Source organism: Arthrobacter sp. efr-133-TYG-104 (genome assembly GCF_030208915.1).
Taxonomy (GTDB): Bacteria; Actinomycetota; Actinomycetes; order Actinomycetales; family Micrococcaceae; genus Arthrobacter.
Map to the genome: position 1 here is coordinate 104,520 of NZ_JARVTA010000006.1, position 20,943 is coordinate 125,462.

Consider the following 20,943-nt stretch of genomic DNA (forward strand, 5'->3'; position numbering starts at 1 on the left):
ATGCCGAGGCCCGGCATGCGTCGCGCGGACATCAACTGAACCAGGCGAGGCCCACTCTTCCCCTGGACAGGGACCGCGGGAACCTCAGCATTTGGTTCCATAGCCGCTCATTATCCGTCCATGCCGCGGCTCCTGTCTCCCGGCGCGTCCATGCGCCTAAGCAGGAAGAAGTCCGACCCTGGTGTTCATGTGGTGTTCGCACCGTTCTGCCTGATAATGCAAGAATCGCAGCACCCTCGCTCACACCGTTATTCGCTTTCCTCCGGGTCTATCCCCTTAAGCATGTATGCGTGGAGGCGTACGAGCAGTGGCCGATTTGCCGTCAACCATGCGCGCGACATCTCGCGATCCTCCGGGAGATCAACGCCGTGGTCCCGTTTCAGGGAGAGGTTGGAGGACCCGAAAATCGTTGTCTGGTGTCACTCCCGCCGACCTTTGCTGCAGGTCCCGGCTAGGATGACGGTAATAGTTCTCAGGTCAGCTGGGGGAATGGCGCAAGAGTTCATCGCGGATCGGTATGCGGCGATCAGGGGTAGCCACAGGCAAGGTGGACAAGGCGATGTCTTCAAGGCCGTCGATCTGGACAGTGGTAAAGAAGTCGCGGTTAAGGTCATTCCAGGCACAAAGGATGCGGTCAACGCCATCTTTTTCACGAGGGAGACGGATGCACTTGCCCGACTCGACCATCCCAACGTCGCCCGGCTCCTCGACAAAGGCTTCGACGCCCAACGTGGTGACTACTACATCGTCCTCGAGTGGATTCCAGACTCCCTGACGGAATGGCTCGCAGCCCTGGGCGAGCCCCCAGGGTGGGATGATCTGTGCGAGACTATTGGGCTCCCCCTTTCGAGCGCGCTAGCCCACGCCCACGCCAACGGTGTGTTGCATAGGGATATCAAACCCACCAACGTCTTGTGGGACGGCCATGGACCGCTGCTTGCCGACTTCGGCATTAGCAAAATTAAGAACCAAGTGGCTGCACCGGGAGATGCCACAGTCGTGGACCACGCCTCCACGCCTTATGCACCGCCGGAAAAGGTTACGAAGGCGGCAGCGAACCGGGACGTCCACGGGCTCGCAGCCACGTTAGTCCGCTGTCTCGTCCCCTACGAGCTGCGCAACTATGCAGACATCTCACGAGCCTTGTCAGACGACGTAGACGGCATAGATGTCCCTGAACAGGTTATGGACCTGTTGAAGCGCTGTCTGAGCAATGACCCGAGCAACAGGCCCAAAGATGGCCAGGTCCTGGACCTCGAGCTCCGTAAGCTCCACTCCAACCGCAGCCGGAAATGGCGCGCCCAAACCGAGATGGCAGTCAACCTCACCACGCAGGCCCGCACGCAGTTGCTGAAAGCACGTGCTGACTCGATCCCTGAACGCTCGATCGAAACCCTCATGGGAACAGCCACGTACGCCGTCCCCCGCAGAGTCCAGAAGGGTTCAGCGGTCATCCTCAACCCGGACGAGTTCGAGCTCGTCGGCGACGAGCTCTGCCTCGTCGTCAAGTTCACGCAGGGAGGCATGGTCTGCACGCGAGCCGACGTCCGCGATTTCTACGAACTTGAGGCACGCCGTCGCTCGCCAGCAGCAGTCCTCCTGCCGTCAGATCAGTACATCTGGACCGCCCGGCAACCGGCGAGCCCGCTGGCTGCATACCGCGCGACCAACGAGCTTCACGAACTCCTTCGGCAGGCCATCCAGGATGCCGAGGACCGCGACAGCGAACGATTCCGCCAAAGCCGACTTGACGGCTGGTCACGACTCATCGAGGCCAAGGAGGAACTCGACAGGAAACTCGAAGACCCTGTCGGATACAGGCTCAACTCCCGTCACTGGAACACCGCAAACCTCCAACTGGACCACGAACCGCGTGAGGAAATCCTCGACCAGGACCTCTTGGCCCGCGAAACAGCCCGGCCTACGTCCGGAACCGCTGTTTCATGCGTCGTGGAGGAGATCGACGGAGACGAGGCGACCGTCCGAATCTCAGGAAACCCTGCCGATTTTCCTGAAGACGGAGTCCTGGTCAGGAACCGGACAGCCTCGAACACCGCAGTGCGGCGACAACGGGAAGCACTCGGCTCGCTCCGCGACCAAAGAAGCCTGCGCCCGGACCTTCGCGACCTGGTACTGGACCCCGCGTCGAGCTCTCCTGCCCAGCCAGTGGAGTTCGCGCCCATCAACGCGGACCTCGACGACGACAAGAAGGTCGCAGTGGCAAAGGCACTCGGAGCCTCTGACCTCTTCCTCGTCCAAGGCCCACCGGGCACCGGAAAGACGTCCTTCATCTGCGAGCTCGTCGCCCAGCACCTGAGGGCCCGTCCAAATGACAGGATCCTCCTCGTCAGCCAGATGCACGTTGCTCTTGACAACGCCGTAAGCCGTCTCGACAGGGCAGGAGTGGACGGCCTTGTCCGACTCTCGACGCGAGAAGACCAGGTAGCCCAGGAGGCGGTCCATCTCCTCCTGCCGAACAAGATCAAAGCCTGGACGGAGGAAGTGAGGCACAGGGCTGGCCAAGGGCTCGAGCAGCTGGCCGCTGCCGCCGACGTCTCCGCCCTGAGCCTCCGATTGGCCTTCGCCGCAGAGGAGGCCGCAGCCGCGCTGCGGCTCCGGGACCAGCGTAAGGCAGAACTCGAATCATTCGACCCACAGGACAGCGACGACGACGTCGAAAACGAACTGACGGATCGGCTGGACAGGGCTGAGAAGGCGGCAGCCCTCGCCTTGGACACGGTTCGACAGCAGGCCGGTGCCGTTGATGCCAATGTCGCCGAACAGGAAACCATCGAAACACTCACCCAGCTTTCCGCAGCGTGCCTGGATAGTAGGCCCGACGCTGCCCGCCTCCGGGACATCATGCGCGCCCAAGCCGACTGGCTGGCAAGCCTTCAGGATCCCCGCGCGGCCGAGCTGCTGTTCCTTCCGAAACAGTCCGTCATCGCCGGGACGTGCATGGGATTCTTGGGAAACCAGAGCGTCCGCGATATCGACTTCGACCTCTGCATCGTCGACGAGGCGTCACGGGCAACTTCCACCGAACTCTTCGTCCCCATGGTGCGTTCGCGCCGGTGGGTGCTCGTGGGCGACACGAAACAGCTCCCGCCGATGCGCGAAGAGGTCATGGACCACAGTGAGCTTGTCGATACCTACAATCTCGACGAACTGCTCGGCTCCGACTCGCTGTTCAGCATCCTGGTTGCAGAGTCACCAAATGACTGCAGAGAGAGCCTCGTCACGCAGCATCGGATGGCTCGCCCCATCGGACAACTGATCTCCAACACCTTCTATGACAAGCAACTGGTGCACGATCCGCATCCTTCACTCGACGGAGAAGCCCTCAGCGGGCAACCTCGCGTGGCGTGGTTCTCGACAAGTCGTCGCGAAACCCGACATGAAGACTCGGCCAAGGCGAAAAGCTCCTCGAACTCGACCGAGGTCGACATCGTCTGCCGACGACTTTCCCGACTGGAAGAAATGGCCGAAAGAGGCGAGCTCCACCGTCTGGACGGCAACCGGATCGAAGTCCTTGTCCTCACCGGATACCAACGACAGCTCCACATGCTGGACCGCGCAGTCCGGGCCCTTAATCTTCCCCACCTCGACACCAGCGTCAAAACGATCGACGCCGTACAGGGCAGAGAAGCGGACGTCGTAATATTCTCCGTCACCCGGAGCAACGCCCGACTCGAAATGGGTTTCCTCTCCGAGTCCTTCGGGGAAGGCCGCATCAATGTGGCTCTTTCACGCGCACGCGAACTCCTCTGGATTGTCGGAGACTCGGAATTCTGCACTGCGAAAGACGGACCGCTGAAAAGAGTGCTCCACCACATAGAACACACCGACGATTGCCGAATGGAGTTCGTGTGACCGACCCCCTCGCCCTCGCTGCCCGACGCCACGCCCACGTCATCCCTGGCCACCTCTTGGTGTCCGCAGAGCCCTGCGCCATCCCAGCCTCAGTGCTCACCGTCGACCTGCTGGCCGAAAGAGCCAGCGAGCTCGGCGTCGCCGAGCGATACACCCTCCGGGCCATCAAATTAGGTTTGAAGCGGATCGAGGAAATCTCCTGGTTCCTCGGACTCGATCAAGACGATACCGCGAATGTGATCGGGGCCCTGCTGCAGAGGGAGATGATCGACTACAGGGCGCTCGACACCGACCACCGCCACATACAACTCCTGCCCCCTGGGCAAGAGGCACTCGAGGATACTGTGGCAGAGGCTCCGAAAGTCGTCACCCTCTCGGTCATGTTTGACAGGATCGTTCGCAAACCAGTCGCCTGGACTAAACGATCCCTCACACGCGCAGCCGAGGTAGGGAACCGTGTAGGAATATTGGTCCTGCCGCCAGCGTCAGGCGAACCTGCAGCCGTAGACGAACTGTCCGCCGCCGACCTCACCGCAATTCTCGGGGGCAGGAACCAGGTCAACCGGATACTCGGCACTCTCGGTGTCACCGAGAACCGGAAGTACTTCAAAGAAGCCATCCTGCTGATCTATAAAGGAATCGACTCCGACTCGGTTCGTCTGGGCCTAGACATTGACGGTACGTGGAGTCCGGCCCACGAGGTGCAACTCGAGCGCCTTCAGACCGTCGATCGACTCGGCATCAGAATTGAAGGACCGCAGTCGCCCGCCGACGGCCAAACACGGACCGACTCACCGGAGCCCGGCGTTACCCCGACGATGGCGCGAGAAGAGGTTCTCACGCTCCAAGCGATGGCAGACGGTCCCGAAACCGGGACAGTGGGACCCCATCCGGATACCGGCGCAGAAGCCGGCCAGACTGTCGATTCGGCCGCGATACGGTGGCTCGGCACCTATGAGCATCCCTGGATTCTCGATGAAGCAGTGACAAAGGCCCGGCGGAGACTCCTCATCATCAGCCCGTGGATCACAAGTGCCGTGGTCACAAAGACCTGGATCAGGCAAATCGAGAAATTGGCTGCGAAGTGCCCTGTCATCATCGCCTGGGGATATGAAGACCAGCCTAAGATCGACGAGTCCCTCACCGAGCTTCATTCGGCAGCGCGACGGTCAAAACAGCTTGCCGTAGTGCGATTGAAGAACACCCACGCCAAGGTGCTCGTCGGCGACGACTTTTATGTCACGACAAGTTTCAACTGGCTATCGTTCAGAGGGGACAGGAGCCGACGGTACCGAATGGAGGAAGGAACGCTCGTCCGTGAACGCAGGCTTGCCGACCTTGCCTATGAGCGGTATCTGGACCAGGTCAGAGAGCAGGCATTGGAGGTGGTCGGCAACCTTCCCAACCCGTCCGGGGCCGCTCTTCCCGATGCCAGCACCTCGAGCACGTCGCCAAACGCTGCATCCGATGCCCAAGATGACAACAGTGAGGGCCACAGCAGCCGGCCACCACGGCACCGAAAGCCGAGGAAGACGCCTCCAGATGAGGCATGGGCACGGCTTCGCACCGGAGAGACGATTCCTGGCCGGATCCAAGGCTTCGCCGTCTTTGGAGTGTTCGTCACCCTCGAAAACGGCATCGTGGGCCTCATCCACAATTCGCGACTGCCGTCCACCATGCGAAGGCCGGAGGGGAACGGCCTCGCTATCGGAGGACGCGTCAATGTCCGGATTCTTGAGGTCCAACCCGAACGCAAACGCGTCTCGCTCGCACTGCAGGGCTAAAACACGGCCCGCTTCTGTATTGGCGGATCTAGGTGCATGGCTCCAGATCTGATTTGATCGACCCATGAGCCGCAAGTAGAAGCGCAATTCAACGCGCCCTGCCAATGGGATCCAATCCGACGTAAAGGTGGTCGCCAGTTCACCTGAGACGAAAAGGATAGTTGCCGTTCTTGGCGACATCGATGACGAAGCACACACTGCCGCACGGCACAGCTGGCCGGATCACCCGTCCCGCGAGTACGACTTCGACGCGGCGATCCTCACTCGCGGCATCAACGCGCTTAAGGGCATCCGTATCTTGGTTGAGAACGGGCATTGGGAGCTGGCACAAGGCGTGCTGCGCCAGCTGTTCGAGCTGGTCGTGAACATCGAATACCTCCACCATCAGGAGGACCGCGGCGAGGCCATGCGGCGGTATGTGAAGTTCGGTGTCCTGGAGAAGCTCGAAGCCCGTCGCGACGAGATGAGATACGACGCACAAGCCGGACACCCAGTTAACCTTGCGAAGCTTGATGCCTTGGAGAAGTACCTAGAGACTTCTGAATTCGATGAGTTCCGGAATAAGAAGGGTGATTTCATCACCAGCTGGGCATCGCGGAAAATCTGGGAAATGTGCGAGAAGTCGCCGTTGAAGATGCGCCAGCACCAGTACAAGCTTCTCTATAGCGCATGGTCCGAGCACGCGCATGCGACTCCGGGAGCCCTGGTCGATGCGATCCTGCGGAGCTCCGGACCTGGTTGGGTGGAAGAGGTCATGGCCGACGATGAGGCCAATATCCAAGAGTGCGTTCGGATGGGTGTCGCACTGTTTGTTGAGCTGCGAATGTACTTGCCTTGCATCGAACCGATTGTTCCCGAGATGGCCAATGGCTGGTTCCATCGGGTTCTTCCCTCCGAGCTTCGGGGTGGTGAGCATGGTGCATCCGTATGGGGTCCAGTCGCCCAGGTAAACATAAACGCCAGCGGTCTCGACCAGGTATCCGTATCCGAGAGCGGAGACTAGATTCGAGGTAAAAAATCCCCCAAGTGCGCATCGTTAAGGAGCGTGGGGGATATGTCAGCAGTACGAGCGTGTGTTCTGGCCGCTCTTCGTCCCCGAGGCCAAGAACATGCTCCGCTGGCGCGTCCGGCTGGAGTGCGGCTGCACTCACGAGGTCTTCACGCACGGGGAGGACGAGTTCCCGGACGATCGCAGCCACCTCGACCCCATCACCCGATGCCGACTTCCCGCCGGCGAGTATTGGTGCCCGTCCGACCTACCCAGATGCCCTACCGCGACATCGTCGAGTGGGTTGACAGGAAAATCACGGAGTTCCCAGCCCGATGCTGAGGAACCTGACTACGACTGGATGGACGCAGAGACCTGGGCGAAGATCCGAAAACCCCGGCCACACTCGTCTGCTTTCTGGAAGGTCAAGCTCGACTGCGGGCACCATCAGCAAGTCTGCACTGACGTGGATTGGAAGCCTGAGATGAGCCCAAGTTGTTGTCCGAGGAGCGCGTCGCGGAGATCCGCCGTGATTTCGAGGAGAGTTGGGCGACCCAGGGGAACACTGGCTGGCCACACGAGGGCCCCGAGCGCGACCACATCCGGAAGATGATCGGCGGCAGCCTTCATCAAATTTTTTCACTGCTCAAGCATGAAAGCCCGGTACGACATCCGGAGCTCCACTATGGTGTGAGACCGAGCCTCACCAAGGCCGCGCACGTGATCAGCCCTCCCCCTGCGACAGAGGCGAGTATCAGGGATGACTTCACGAGGAGGTGCTTCGTCCAGGCAATCTTGCTCATGCGGACCATCTGATTGGATAGGATTGGCAGCATATCGGCGTCTTTGATCTTGGCCGGCAGTTGTTCCAGAGGCCAGAACTTCAGGTGTCCGAAGTAGATAAAGTTGTCTCTCCACTCCTTCTTAACGTGCCACATACGCAACCGGGGGATAACCACCCACATTGCGCAACCGGCCGCCAGTATCAGGGCAATTCCAGCTCCGTAGTATGTGATCTCTTGGACCGGGCCTTCGAGGCGGTTGAACAGACGGTCCTTACCCGAGAGGGTAACTAACATCGCTAGGCCGGCTGATTCGAGTGCAAACGCGAAGGAGGCCTTCGCGTCAACCTTTCCAGTCCAGTCGACGAGAGCGCCGTGGATACGCCAGGCAGTATCCAGCGCATCCTTGTCGCTTTTGCCTGATCCGGCTTCTGCATTTTTGCCCCGACGCATCAGACCGACCAGCGATACGAGGATTTGTAATAGGAGTAGGTCTTGCCACCCATCGCGTAGCTGAACGGGCCGTGCCACATATTGACTCCTTTGCTCAGTTTGGCGGAGTCATTCAGGCCGTCATATGCGCCCTTGCCGATGAATGTGGTGAAGTGGTCCTGCCGTATGTCGCTCAGTTTCGCCGCAAGGTTTGGGGCTGTCCCCACGGAAATCATGTCGTCACTGCCCCTGAACCCTGCTCGGACGAGGAGAGACTTGCCGCTTGCTATTCCGCATGCGTGCTTGAGCTGCCAACCATTCTTCTTGATAGATCCAAACTGGCTCGCTATAGCGGGCTGCACCAGATTGTTCATAGCCCACTTGATCTGCAGAGCTGACTTGGCCGCTCTTGTGTTCCTGTCCGTGCCAGCAAAGATCCCCATGACCCGATCTCCATCAAAGCTGCGGATGTGGCCGTTGTTGGCGCGGATGATCCGCGTACTCACAGATAAGTAGGCTTTCATGACCCTGGCTACTGTGTCGGGGGGAGCGATGGCGACGAGCCCGGATGAATCCGCCATGTCAGCGTAGAGGTAAGTTGATGGCAGATACACACCCTGTGAGTACCCCATCTTGGCTGGATCAGGAACGGATTCAATAACACCGTCATTCCTCACTGTCGTCGTGAGACTCGTGTTGACCGTCTTCACGATGTCATCCTCGACGGCTGATCTCAGCGTCATGCTTCTCCTTGCTTCGCTATCTAGTAATGGATCCAAGCCTATGGGGAGGGGCTGACACTAACCGGCGACTTTGATTCATTCCCGGGCGGTCAGAGAATCTTGAGGCCGTAGTTAGACGTTCTGATCTCTTCTACGCGGCCACCACCGATATCTTTCGGGTACGCCAGACTCCACATAGCATTCCCCTCCCCGCTGCTATAACACGTTGAATAGGCCATCTCTTTCCACATCCGGTCAGTGATGGTCGTGCGTGCTCCGTGCAGGTCACTTAGCTTCGCGGCTATGTTCGGAGCGTCCCCGATGGAAACCAGGTCGTTACTGTTGCGAACGCCAGCACGCACAACGAGCGCATCTCCAAGATCGATTCCGGTCCTGCTGCTTAGCACCCAACTTGATTTGAGGTACTCGCTGAGGCGGTATGCCAGGCTGGGCCTGACTATCTCGTCCACTGCCCATTTGATTTCCAGGGCCGTCCTTGCAGCCACAGTCGGGGCGTTGTCTCCGATGAAAATGGCCATTACGCGGTCTCCGTCGTAGCTTCGGATCTCACCTTTGTTGTCACGAATTACTCGCGTGACAGCAGCCAAGAAAGCACGCACGATCTGAGCGGCCGTCGTAGCGGAGTGATTCTTGGCCAAACCGGAAGAGTCTTCCATGTCTGTGTAAAGATAAACCGCTTTCAGCCAGACACCCCCGTTGTTCAGATTTATTGAATCTGAGGTCGGCACCACTTGGCCCCGCCTTGTGTCCAGCTTGGTCTTGAGGAGGGAGTCTACCGCTGTGCTGTAGTCATCCTTGCGAGTCATGATCCCCATTTCAACGTAGCGAGCGAAAGCTTTAACAGCCTACTAACTGTCATGTTCTTTGGGCCTTGTGTCCAGCCGCCGGGGCCGAGGGCTTCCAGCGACCAGCGACCAGCCCATGCCCTCGATGAAAGCCACAGCGCGCTCGAACATGGCCGGGCTTCCCACGGACAGCTCGAGCCAAAGGCCCGGCCATATCCGCCGAGCCTGCTGTGCGTGACAGGGGAGGGGACGAGATATCTGACATCGCCTCAGTTTTCCAATCGCGGGAACCGAGCTCGCCAACCAGTATGTATGTGGTGATCGCACTGGGATGGGCCTGTTTGTGCTGATTTCGCAGGGATCTTTTCTCCTCGCTAAGTGAGCGTAAAACCTACCCTTCACATGGACCCCCGGGGACATGTCCTTAAGTATTCGCGTGATGTGTTCACTGTAACGACAGGAATTTCCTCCACTCGCACGTGGTGCTCATCGCTCCAGCGCTGCCCACTTAACGTGGGAAGTTGGGTTTGGTTTTCCGGAAGTCTAAGTGTCTATTGGCTCGCTGGGCACGCCTGCAAGCGATGCGAAACGCCGATCGTACGCGAAAAGTTCATGAATCGCTCCAGCCACTTTTGCCCGGTTTGCCAGCAAAATCGCTAGCTTGAGCGTCAGCGGAGGCCGATGAGCATATGGTGATCCAAGGGCGCGCGACCGTCACGTTGGGGATCCGGACGTGGCCGTGCTCGACTGCTCTTCCCATTGACATTCATGTTTTGCCGGCCGAGTGGTTGAGTCAGACTGGAACGAGGCATGATCAGTTTCAACGTCAGTGGTCGCGGCTAATGTCCATAACATCGAACGAATGGAGGAGGTACCATGGCGCTGAAGACGTCGCTGGCAGGGCGGGTGCGGAACACGACACTGCCGAAAACCCATGCGCTGCTCCCGCTGCACGAGGCGGTCGTCAACGGCATCCAGGCGATCGACGCGCGGTTCCCAGACGATGCCGCTGGCCGAGGGCGTCTCACCGTCCGGATTCACCGGGAGCGGCAGGGCGCGTTCGACCTTAGCGCGGGCTCTCCCGGCCGCGCACCGCTCAAGATCATCACCGGTTTCAGCGTCGAGGACAACGGCATCGGGTTCACGCCCGACAACATGACGTCCTTCGAGACGCTCGACAGCGACTACAAGGCCGGTATGGGTTGCCGCGGCGTGGGCCGGCTGCTCTGGCTGGTGGCGTTCGATCGCGTCGAGGTGCGCAGCGCCTATTACGAGGGTGGGACCCTTGCGGGACGTCAGTTCAGGTTCTCGGTCAGTCAGGACGTCGTGCGCGACGACGCGCCCGACGGACTGACCGATGCCGGCAGCTCTGTGTGTCTGGAGGGCTTCAAGAAGCCGTACCAGCAGAGCGCGGCGAAGACGGTTGAGGCCATCGCGCGCGAAATCTTCGAGCACTGTATCTGGTACTTCCTCCGCGACGGCGGCGCTCCCGACGTGTTCGTGTCTGACGACGATGAGACGTTCTCGCTCAAGGACTTTGTCGAAGAGCTCGGGCACTCCGAGACTGCAGCGTCGTTCGAGGTCAAGGGCCAGACGTTCGAGATGCTCAACCTGCGCCTCAAGACCTCGGCCCGCAACGCGACGCCGCGCCTGCACTGGTGCGCCGCGAACCGGGTCGTCAAAGACGAGAGCATCGCGGGGAAGCTGCCGGGCCTCTACGCGCGCATGAAAGACGGCACCTCAACCGAGTTCACCTACGTCTGCTACCTGTCCTCGACCTACCTCAACGACCACGTCAGGGCCGACCGCACGGACTTCGACCTGCCGGAGCGCATGGCGGGCGACGCCCTGATCGACGAGCCGACGCTCGACGACATCCGTACAGGCGTCCTGCAGGAGGTCTCGAAGGCGCTGACCGAGCCGCTGGCATCGGCGCGGGTCGCGAGCAAGGAGCGGATCCACCAATACGTGAGCACCAAGGGGCCGAAGTACCGCCCGCTCATCAAGCGCATCGAATCAGCCGGGATCGTCGTGGACCCGTCGATGAAGGACTCCGACCTCGAAATGGAGCTGCACAAGCATGCCCAGAGGATCGAAACCGATTTACTGGCAGAGGGCCAGGCCGTATTCGCGGATTCGAGCGGAGACAAGCCCGAAGATTACGACGAGCGCCTCGCCAAGTACCTCGTGACAGTGAAGGATTTCAACCAGTCCGACCTGGCGAACTACGTCGCCCGACGACGAACGACCCTCGACATCCTCGCGAAACTCATCGAGTCGGACGGCAACGGCAAGTACGCCCGCGAGGACCGTATCCATGAGCTGCTCTTCCCGATGCGGCAGGACTCGAACGAGGTCGGGGTCGACGCGTCAAACTTGTGGATCCTCGACGAGCGGCTCGTCTTCCACGACTACCTCGCGTCCGACAAGACGTTCAAGAATATGCCCGTCACGGACGATGCCTCGACGAACAGACCAGACATTCTGGCAACCCGCGTGCTCGAGCCGGACTTGCCCGTGCTCGCGTCCGAAGGACAGAAGCTGCCGCTGCAGTCGATCGTCGTCGTCGAGCTCAAGCGTCCCATGCGCAATGATGCGACGGCGGAGGATAAGAACCCCATCGCACAGTGCCTCGACTACGTCGCGCGCGTCCGTGAGGGCAAGGCGGCGACTGCAACTGGGCGACCGATCCCGTCGAGCGCGCAGGAGCCGCCGGCTTTCTGCTATGTCATCGCCGACCTGACGCCGACGATGGAGCGCATGTGCAAGCTGTCGACCCTGACCAAAACACATGACGGGCTCGGGTACTTCGGCTACATCGAGCCCTACAAGGCCTACGTCGAAGTCATCAGCTTCGACGGTCTCGTCAATGCGGCCACAGAGCGGAACAGGGCGTTCTTCGATAGGCTCGGCCTGCCGTCGAGCTAGGCGACGATCAGCGACATGCTCCTCCGCGTAGCACGGCTGCATGTCCGATGTTGTGGGACCTTCGGGGAGGTGTGCCAGAGCTAGTCAAGTGATGGAGGTCCCGATCGGCTGATCGTCAGGCTGGAGGCGTTGGACGGCAAGTTCGACCCCTGGCGTCCGGCGGAGATCCTGCTCCGCAATCCGGCGAAACTGGAGAAGCTCTCCCAGACAACGCTCCAGTGCCGGGGGTATGTCTTTAACCGAGTATGCGTGAAAGTGTGCGAGAGGTGGCTTATGTCGCGGAGGCGTTGGACCTGAGGTCTTGAGCCGGTGGGTAGGTGTCAGCGGTACCAGCCGCGGCGGGTGGGTACTTCTATCCGCGGGATTTCGTGCGGTTTCAGCGGACGTTGGGGAACCGGGCGGATGGTGTAAGGGGTGATGCGGTCCTCCTCGTGCTCCCTCTCGATCATTTCTGCGGTGCCCTTGTCAGTCCTGCGGATGTGGTCCACAGCCCATGTCAGGAGGACGTCGAGGCGATTGACTTCCGCTTCTGCAGCCAAGAGCCGTTCATGGGCCGTCACCGAGCCGTAACCGCACCATTGGCGGAGGATCTCATGAACGGGCTTTTGGCGGCGCAGGTAATAGTCGTATTCAAACTCGGCAGAAGTCGTTAACGGTTCCCGGGTTTCCCAGTTTTCAATTGTTCCGCCCCGTTTGGATTTTTCTCGAGCCACCGCTTCCTGGGCCATGACGAGGTCCAGGACCGGGGCCGGGTTCCTGCGACAGGCCAGCTCCACGACAGCCAGCGCCGCACGCGGCGATAGGAACACCTCGCCGTCGTGAACCAGCCAGGAAAATCGGGCTTGGAAGGCAGCCACGGTCTGTCCGGTGAGCGCTTCGAAGGCGACGTGATCGTGGACCGTCAACGAATCGTCGCTTGAAGCGACAGACAGCTCGGCGACCTCCGAAGGTACAACCAGCTCAAGGGCCGCCCAAAGGGCCGACGCCTCATGTTCGTCGATGGCCTCGGCCTTGAGCCGCCTCCAGCCATCCATTGCGGCATCGTACGGGACTACGTCTTCCCACGGTACCTTGAGCCGCGAGCGAGGGACGTTCTCCTCCCTGCCCGGTGGATGGCCGTGCATGTGACGGATGTCGACCCGGAATCTTCGACCCTCCTGATGCACCGCCACGATGTGCACCCGCTCGGACGGCGCATTGTCACGCTGCCTGTAGGCCCACTCTTCCCCCGGGCAGGGACTACGGGAAACCTCAGCATTTGGTTCCATAGCCGCTCATTATCCGTCCACACCAGGCTGCTGTCTCCTAGCAGATTGGTGCCAACAATTAGCCGAACGAGAAACCATCAGCTGGAACTGCGCAGGACCGGGCTTTTGTTCAAAGCTACGTTTTCGGGATGATGTCCGGCTTGTTCCTAGACTTGGGTGACGCTGTGGACGAGCATTGAATAGTGAGCGCCGCCGACACTGCCCCGGTCGATGACCAGACACGTGAATCCGCAAGACTGCTGAAGCGAGTACCTGGGCGGGCGCGGCCTCAGAAGGAGGCCCTCCGGGAGTTCGAGGAGGGTGTCGCCCAGTTGCGTCAGCATTACGACCCGGTATTCTGGCCGCTCTTCGTCCCGGAAGCCAAGAACATGTTTCGCTGGCGCGTCGAGTTGGAGTGCGGATGTAAGCACGAGGTCAACACGCACGGAGAGGACAAGTATCCGGACGATCGCCGCTTCCCCGACCTCATCAGTCAGTGCAGGCTTCCCTCCGGGGAGTTCTGGTGTACGACTGACCACGGACCTGCTCAGAAGCCGTATCGGGACATCGTCGAGTGGGTCGATCGCAAGGTCACGGAGTTCCCGGCGGACCCTGTGGAGCCGGAATACGACTGGATGGACGCCGAGGACTGGGCGAAGATCCGGAAACCCAAGCCACACACGTCGGCGTTCTGGCGGGTCAGGCTCTCCTGCGGGCACTATGAGCAAGTCTGCACTGATGTGGATTGGAAGCCCGAGGACGGGCCCAAGCTGGTGTCCGAGGAGCGCATCGTGGAAATCCGCCGTGATTTCGAGGAAAGCTGGGCGGCAGCGGATAACCCTGGATGGCCTGAAAAGGGTGTCGAGCGAGACCACATCCGGAAGATGATCGATCTGCGCTGGCCGCGCCCCGAGCCCGAGAGGGACTGCTTCACGTGTACGCAGGTGCGGCGGATCACTGGCTATCAGCGGATCGGCTGGCTCGTTACGAGGACGACGCCGGCACCGCGTCCGTCGACGAACCTCGATCGGGAGAAGATCGAGGCTCGACTCGCCGCGGCGGAGGCTGAAGTCCAGCGGCTGCGCAAGCAACTCGACAACCCAGGCAACGCTTGAATTCACAACGACGCGATCTTGACTTCGTATTTTGGGAAGGGTCGCAAGAACTACACCCCCGATGGGAACGGGAAGCGGACCAAGGACGCCTATGACGAGTTCAGCGTTCGGCAGTTCATCGCGTTCACATCAGGGGATGTTCTATGAGTATTCGTAGGGCTATCCTCGGCAGATGAACCAACATGCAGTACCGACCGAACCAGGTCAATACATATTTGCGTTCAGCCTCAGCCGAGGGTGGCTTCGGATAGCTGGGACGTGTGCAGTTGCTGCGGTGGTTATGGCCGTCGTGGCAAACGCAACAGAGCCGTTCCGAGCCCCCTTGGGAATCGCGCTAGGCGTCCTCGCGATAACCCTACTCATCGCACTTGCCATCAAAGGTTCATCACGACGGCAGGCGCAGGAACCAGCGGCAGCCCGAGCCCGCACGGGCGGGCATCGGAGGTTGTTTGGCAAAATGCGGGGCAGAAGGTCCTTAGCGGCAGAACTGGCTCTCCTTGCAGAACTCCATGCGAAGGGTGCACTCTCTGACGAGGAATTCAGCGCCGCCAAGCTCCGTACCCTTGCGGACTGACATCCAGCGGCTGCTTCGTCAGTCTCTTAGCCACTTCAGGGGCAACTTCGGCCAAGAATTCGCCCATCGTGCCCCGCAGTGAGGGAAAAGAAGGCCCACCGATGGGGGACCGGCAGGCCTTCAGCACGCCACGCTACAGCAGCGCGCATGGAACATCGACTGGACTAAGAGGTGAAACAAACGAGTTCCAAGTTGTCGTTCTTCTCTTTGTCCGGGGCATGGATCGGGGTTGTTTCCGGCGTTGGAAACGCCGCCCGCCGCACGGGAATAACGCGTCTGTTCGGCTGCTGCTATCTGCCCGGCCATGGGGCTGGGCGCTCGGTCGTAGTGTCCCGGACGCTTTGAGGGGACATTGATACTCTGGGCAGAGGGGAAAAGGGGGAACACGGAAATGGGTCTTAGAAGTCTTTTTCAACGAAAAGCCGCAACCGCGGCACCCATAGGTCCAGTCGTGGCCGCAGGACCTGTCCCAGGCGCGCCCATGTCACCTGAGCTCCAAGCGGAACTGCGGGAAGCGTGGGCAGAACTAACTGAGGCCGCCAAGGCATCGAAAGTGACAAACTTCCACGCCTGTACACGTACGGCCCGGCACTGGACCGAGGACCCGGCGGCAGTCAGGGCCATAGCGGCCACACTCCGTGAATTCCCGGATACAGACAGCCAGCAGACGACATAGTGACCTACGGGCGTTCGATCGTAGGTCACTACAGCTCACCGGAAGGCCGGCGGTCGACATTTTCACTCAGCTCCTGGGACGGTTGCAGGGAATTGACATGCGGTGGGCGAGGATTGAGCCATGGTAAACGTATCCGCGGTTTAACCGCCGTGATCTACAAGCAGATTGAGTCCGTGTCGATGCTCCACCCTGTGTCCTCATGAAGAAGATGAGGCTCCGGTACGCCGGAGCGTGTCGGCTGTGCGGTGCATCTCTTCCGGCCGGGACGGAAGCGATCTACGAGAGCGAGACGAAGACCGTCCGATGCTTGGAGTGTGCCACCGAGACCCCGGAAACAACCCCCGACCTGGAACGACTTGGTGATGTGTCGTTGTCGGCTGTATCCGGAGTAGCTGGCTCGTCAGCCCGACGCGAGTATGAGCGTCGCAAAGCGAAAGACGAGGAAAAGCTCCGCGAGAAGTGGGGTCCATTCGGCGGCATCGCAGTCACCCTCTCTGACGAACGCCAAAGCACCAAGTCCTGGGATCGAGGCGCGATTGGCGAGGAACGCCTCGGCGCTCGGCTGGATGCCCTGGCCGCTGATGGCCTGGCCGTCCTTCACGACCGACGCATCCCCGGATCGAAGGCCAACATCGACCACATAGCCATCACTCCCAGTGGAATCTGGGTCATTGACGCCAAACGGTACAAGGGACGGCCTGAACTGAAGGTCGAGGGTGGCATCTTTCGCCCCCGCGTCGAGAAACTCCTCGTCGGCCGACGGGATTGCACGAAGCTGGTCGATGGGGTGCTCAAACAGATCGACGTCGTGCGAGACCTTATTGGGGATGTTCCGGTCACCGGGGCGCTGTGCTTTGTTGAAGCCGACTGGCCCTTGATCGGGGGCGCATTCTCGACCCATGGCATTCATGTACTCTGGCCGAAACGGCTGGCCAAAGTGCTTGTAGAAGAGCCCGCCGGCGACGTTGACGTGGCGAGGATGCGTGAGACGGTTGCCTCCCGGTTCAAGCCTGCTTGAGTCAGGTGGCCGCCTCGCCGTCGGAGCATCTTCCGCTGTCGCCTTCTACGCCATGCGTTGCGGTCTCCGAGTCGGTAGCACCAAGGTTCGCATGCTGTGTCGGTGCCGGACAGTATCTTTATAGCAATTGCTGACCACATTCGAAGCGTGCACTCAAGATCCAGGAGAACCTCCACATGACGACGATAGTCGGCGACGGACAACGCTCCGCGCTGCACCAAATGAGCCGAGGCACTGCGAATGCCCTGAGCGGTGATGTTCACAGCTGGACTCCTGATGTGCACGGAGCCATATGAACGATCGCCGCATGCGCCTAGGTGATTTCTCTCAGCTCGCCCGGCAATGCCGTGAGAGCGGGTACGGATTCGCCGAGTTCCGGCAGCTGGAGAGGGTCCACCAGCTTGGTTGGCCGGATGATGTTCTGGAGCAATGGGTATTTGACCACGCCGAGAATGTCTCGTTCCTGAATGACTACGGGGAGGTCGATCTCGCCCAGATCGATTGGCAGGTCGAAGTATTGCCCGTCGACGATTTCATGGTGATGCCGACAGGACCGTCCGACCGAGGAGCCATAGAGGATTTCGCAGAGAATCCGGACCACTGGGTCGCCGTTCGCAGGTACGGCGTACACATGGGTGTGGGGCTCTGTTGGGAAGTCCACGGCACCTGGAAGCGGTGGCCGATCGTGCTGGACCGGGACCTAGTCAACCCGGGAGATTTCAGTCTTCAGCTTGTCGAAGGGCGCACCCGTGTGGGCATCCTGCGCGGCCGTCGACTGTGTGGGAGTGTGGTGGCAGACCGGCATCTGGCATGGGTCGGCCGCCGACGAGCATGAGCGGCCAGACGACTGCCCTTGGAGTGGCGATCAATTCCCATCATGAGATGCCACGATGAAGTCCTCACCTATCCGGAAGCCCTCCACCATGACCTCGCCAGCCCAGCTCGCCACGATGATCCGCTTCTACCTCGAGACCCTTGGCGAGACCAACGCGCATCACCCGTTCGAGCAGCTGTGTCTCGGTCTGACCCGCCGTCGCATCGTCAGTAACGTCTTGCCTGCGACGGGCCCGGTCTCAGCCGGCGGCGACGGAGGACGTGACGCCGAGAGCTTCTGGAGCATGGTGGCCAAGGAGCTGCCGGACACGTCACTCTTCACCGCTCTTGCCACTGAGGATGCAGTCGTTCTCGCAGTAACTGCGCAGCGCGAGAACGTTCCGTCCAAGATCCGGTCTGATCTTGCGAAGATCTGCGGCAAGGGGGAGCCGGTCGACCGTGTCATCTATTTCACCGTCGCGCCTGTCGACACGGCGAAGAGGCATGAGCTCCAGGCACACGCGCGCGAACTGCATTCGATTGCACTGCAGATCTGGGATGCGCAGGCGATCGCGAACGAGATCGCCAGTGCGGACCTGTTCTACCTCGCCGTCGACTTCCTCCATCTGCCATCCTCCCTCGCGCCCGCGCGCGAAGAGTCCCGTGATGAGCTCCCTGACTGGTATATCGAGGAACGCAATCGCTGGCGAACACCTTCAGCCCGCTCAGGCTCGATGGGGGAGTTCGTCGACCTGCGGGAAGGCCTTCGGTTCTCCAGCCTGAATCCGGAGGCGCGTGCCGACCTGCCCGACTGGCTCGCTTCGGCGCGGGCACTGAGAGATGAGGCACATAGAAGAGACGATGTGCTCAACCGCATCGACTACGAAATCGTCCTCGCAACCGGGTTCGGGCTCAACACACTGAAGCCGGTCGACGGGATCCTCCGCGGCTACTTCGGGCGGCTAACCTCCCAAGCATCCGACTCCGGCGTGCTGGTCGACGCCATCACCCTGCTGCGCCTCGTGCAGGCGACGTTGCCGCGAGGCGGGACCACCATCACATCGGATGAAGCGGAGGCATGGACCGAGGACTTGGAGAGGGTGCTTGAAGCCAAGCTGCGTGCAGCGCCCGGGATGAATGCGAAGGCGGGCCTGCTGGCAGCCGGTGCGATCCTCGCTCTCGGTCCCCGGGGCTTCACGCCGGAGGAGCTCGACGAAGTCTCCGGACCTGGTCCGTTGATGTCGGAGATCCACCAGAAACTGAGCGCCGCCAAGCGGGAAGGACGCGGGCTTCCGGGTGTGCCGTCCGACGCGGAGCTGCGCGACCTCGAAGCAGGCATGAGGCATTTGGTCGACCTCGTGGAGACCCTGCCGGAGGCTCCGATGGTACCCCTGGATGAACTCATGTCGATCTTCGATTTCACATCGCCTGCCCTGATCGACCACCCTGACTATCTCAAGGTGCGCCAAGCGCTGGACGATGTAACGATCGAGCGCTCGGGGCGGGCTTCGGCAGGAGATCGGGCACAAAGCCGCGCCATGGCTCTGCTCCAAGGAGGCCGGGCCCTAGACGCCCTTCGTGAGATTCATTCCGCGAAGTTCAGCTGGCTCAACGGCGACGCTGCCGAGGGCGCGGCCATCATGATGCTGCTCGCGTCGGCCGTATACAGCGACCTCGGACTTCCGCTGGCCGCGAAGCAGTACGCGATGAGCGCGGTATCGGTCGCAAGAATGAGCGGCGGCCCCGATCTCGCCGTCCTCGTGGCCCGGGGCATCATCCTGACTGCGACGTACGAGCACCAGGCCGGCCAGTGGCTAACCGCCACCGAAACGTTCAAAATCGGGATCTGGGCGCAGGCGCAACTGGCGGGTGATCCGTGGAGCTTCGAGCGCTATCCGTATTTCATGGACATGCTGATCGACCAGTGCCACGTCCTGCGGGCCGCGTCTTCGCTTCGCCCCGGGCTGTTGCCTGCCATCGAACGCGTGGTCCAGTCCACCGAGCTCGATGAGCTCGTCGCTCCGATGCTGGCCTCGGTCGCGCACATTGAGCCCCCCGGAGAGGATGAGACCGCAGACGCGGCGGACCGCGGGGGCCTTGGGCGGCCCTTCTCCGATGCAGGCCCGGTGCGCGAGTACAGCTGGGCCGCGCTCGGCAATGTATGGGTCGTGACCGCCCCGAACGAGCGGGCCCACGTACTCGCGGCCGAGAGATTCGTGGCGGCTGTGCAGATCACCCTCGCTGACCTCGCCGGCGAGGACCTCCTTCTCGTGCCAGGTGAGATCCGCGTCGAGGTCGAAGTCTCGGACCGGCCCGTGGAGCCCGGATCGGTGTTCACCGCGGAGTCGGAGCGCGACCGTGGCACAGTCGGGCATCGGGTGATCCTCTCCCGTTCGGGAGCCTTGGCACCCGAAGCGGACCAGCTCGAGGTCACCTCCGCTGTGCTCCAGGCGATCGTCACCCAGTCGCTCCTCGGGCAGCCGGCATTCATCGCCGTGATGGAGCGGACCTTCGAACGCGGGCTTCCGCACATGCTGACCTGCGTGCGTCCCTACGACGACCTCGTCGACGTTCACAAAGATTCGTTCTACGACGGGATCAGCGGATTGTCAGGGGGTCTCATCGGAGCCGACAGGCCGCGGTCGCCAAAGCCCGCCACCGGACTGCGCAGGAAGCTTCCGGAACATGCATCGGCCTACGACCGTGCCGCGTCCATTGATGCGATCGCCGCACGATACGAGAAAATGCTGCCACCGGTGCGGCTGACGCTCCCGCGGCTTGCTGGGGACACGGACTTCATCAAACTTGTGACATCGCTGCGTGCCGAAGGGTGGAAGGACTGGCACCTTCTCCTCGCGGTCGTCAACATTGTGGTCAATGGACGCGCAGCGCAGCGCGGCCTGAACATGACAACCTCGATTACCAAGGCCGACGTCGAACGAGTCAGTTTGCTCACGCAGGAGGAGGAACGGGAGGAGGACCCGGAGCCGCCGCTGAAGATTTTCACCGAAGACAGGATGTGGTTTCACCTCTCGAACGCCGCGCTCACGACCGTACGTCGGTGGGGACTGGAGGTGCGCCTCAACCGTGTGGACCCACGATCGTTCCTCGGACTCCTGGGCGACCGCTTCAACTACTGGGACGACGACGTTGAACATGAGCCAATCTTCACGACGCCGCGCTGA

15 protein-coding genes are annotated in these 20,943 nt (G+C 61.0%); 11 read left to right on the top strand and 4 right to left on the bottom strand.

All coding sequences use genetic code 11. The annotated features are described in order from the left end of the window. Window positions 1-489: 489 nt before the first annotated feature. The 3 genes from QRN04_RS06170 to QRN04_RS06180 all read left to right on the top strand — a co-directional run bounded on the left by QRN04_RS06170 (window position 490) and on the right by QRN04_RS06180 (window position 6,660). Window positions 490-3,873, top strand: a complete 3,384-nt coding sequence (locus QRN04_RS06170; protein WP_166651675.1) for a serine/threonine-protein kinase — start codon at window positions 490-492, stop codon at window positions 3,871-3,873. Beyond that, window positions 3,870-5,657 carry a S1 RNA-binding domain-containing protein gene (locus QRN04_RS06175; protein ID WP_133830819.1) on the top strand — a complete coding sequence of 596 codons (1,788 nt, stop codon included), beginning with the start codon at window positions 3,870-3,872 and terminating at the stop codon, window positions 5,655-5,657. The genes QRN04_RS06170 and QRN04_RS06175 overlap by 4 nt, the downstream gene beginning before the upstream one ends. 127 nt (window positions 5,658-5,784) lie before the next feature. After that, on the top strand, window positions 5,785-6,660 hold the full coding sequence (locus QRN04_RS06180) for a DUF5677 domain-containing protein (RefSeq protein ID WP_284975249.1): 876 nt from the start codon (window positions 5,785-5,787) through the stop codon (window positions 6,658-6,660). A gap of 668 nt (window positions 6,661-7,328) precedes the next feature. On the opposite strand, the gene QRN04_RS06185 is transcribed toward QRN04_RS06180, so the two are convergent. The 3 genes from QRN04_RS06185 to QRN04_RS06195 form a co-directional block, all read right to left on the bottom strand. After that, window positions 7,329-7,880: a Pycsar system effector family protein gene (locus QRN04_RS06185; RefSeq protein WP_133830817.1), complete on the bottom strand. Its 552-nt coding sequence runs from the start codon at window positions 7,878-7,880 to the stop codon at window positions 7,329-7,331. Continuing rightward, window positions 7,880-8,602: an adenylate/guanylate cyclase domain-containing protein gene (locus QRN04_RS06190; RefSeq protein WP_133830816.1), complete on the bottom strand. Its 723-nt coding sequence runs from the start codon at window positions 8,600-8,602 to the stop codon at window positions 7,880-7,882. The genes QRN04_RS06185 and QRN04_RS06190 overlap by 1 nt, the downstream gene beginning before the upstream one ends. Window positions 8,603-8,691: 89 nt before the next feature. Then, complete coding sequence (locus QRN04_RS06195; protein WP_133830815.1) at window positions 8,692-9,408, bottom strand: adenylate/guanylate cyclase domain-containing protein; 717 nt, start codon at window positions 9,406-9,408, stop codon at window positions 8,692-8,694. A gap of 381 nt (window positions 9,409-9,789) precedes the next feature. Here QRN04_RS06195 and QRN04_RS06200 point away from each other — a divergent pair, with 381 nt between their 5' ends. Together QRN04_RS06200 and QRN04_RS06205 are read left to right on the top strand one after the other, a co-directional pair. After that, window positions 9,790-10,047: a zinc finger domain-containing protein gene (locus QRN04_RS06200; RefSeq protein ID WP_284975304.1), complete on the top strand. Its 258-nt coding sequence runs from the start codon at window positions 9,790-9,792 to the stop codon at window positions 10,045-10,047. 216 nt (window positions 10,048-10,263) lie between these two features. After that, window positions 10,264-12,315, top strand: coding sequence for an ATP-binding protein (locus tag QRN04_RS06205; RefSeq protein ID WP_284975250.1), 2,052 nt, complete (start codon window positions 10,264-10,266; stop codon window positions 12,313-12,315). A gap of 320 nt (window positions 12,316-12,635) precedes the next feature. On the opposite strand, the gene QRN04_RS06210 is transcribed toward QRN04_RS06205, so the two are convergent. Next, a complete protein-coding gene (locus tag QRN04_RS06210) occupies window positions 12,636-13,583 on the bottom strand; it encodes a hypothetical protein (RefSeq protein ID WP_133830814.1) in 948 nt (315 codons plus the stop codon). 182 nt (window positions 13,584-13,765) lie between these two features. Between QRN04_RS06210 and QRN04_RS06215 the strand changes: the two genes are divergently transcribed. From QRN04_RS06215 to QRN04_RS06240, 6 genes are all read left to right on the top strand, one after another. Further along, entirely contained in the window at window positions 13,766-14,677 is a 912-nt protein-coding gene (locus QRN04_RS06215) for a hypothetical protein (protein WP_133830813.1), read from the top strand. A 457-nt stretch (window positions 14,678-15,134) separates the two neighbouring features. Then, window positions 15,135-15,251: an SHOCT domain-containing protein gene (locus tag QRN04_RS06220; protein ID WP_267217940.1), complete on the top strand. Its 117-nt coding sequence runs from the start codon at window positions 15,135-15,137 to the stop codon at window positions 15,249-15,251. Window positions 15,252-15,732: 481 nt separating this feature from the next. Further along, a complete protein-coding gene (locus tag QRN04_RS06225; protein WP_133830812.1) occupies window positions 15,733-15,927 on the top strand; it encodes a hypothetical protein in 195 nt (64 codons plus the stop codon). A gap of 199 nt (window positions 15,928-16,126) precedes the next feature. Next, window positions 16,127-16,945: a nuclease-related domain-containing protein gene (locus QRN04_RS06230; RefSeq protein WP_243835341.1), complete on the top strand. Its 819-nt coding sequence runs from the start codon at window positions 16,127-16,129 to the stop codon at window positions 16,943-16,945. 307 nt (window positions 16,946-17,252) lie between these two features. Continuing rightward, window positions 17,253-17,780, top strand: a complete 528-nt coding sequence (locus tag QRN04_RS06235; RefSeq protein WP_133831051.1) for a hypothetical protein — start codon at window positions 17,253-17,255, stop codon at window positions 17,778-17,780. Window positions 17,781-17,835: 55 nt separating this feature from the next. Then, on the top strand, window positions 17,836-20,943 hold the full coding sequence (locus QRN04_RS06240; RefSeq protein ID WP_284975251.1) for a hypothetical protein: 3,108 nt from the start codon (window positions 17,836-17,838) through the stop codon (window positions 20,941-20,943).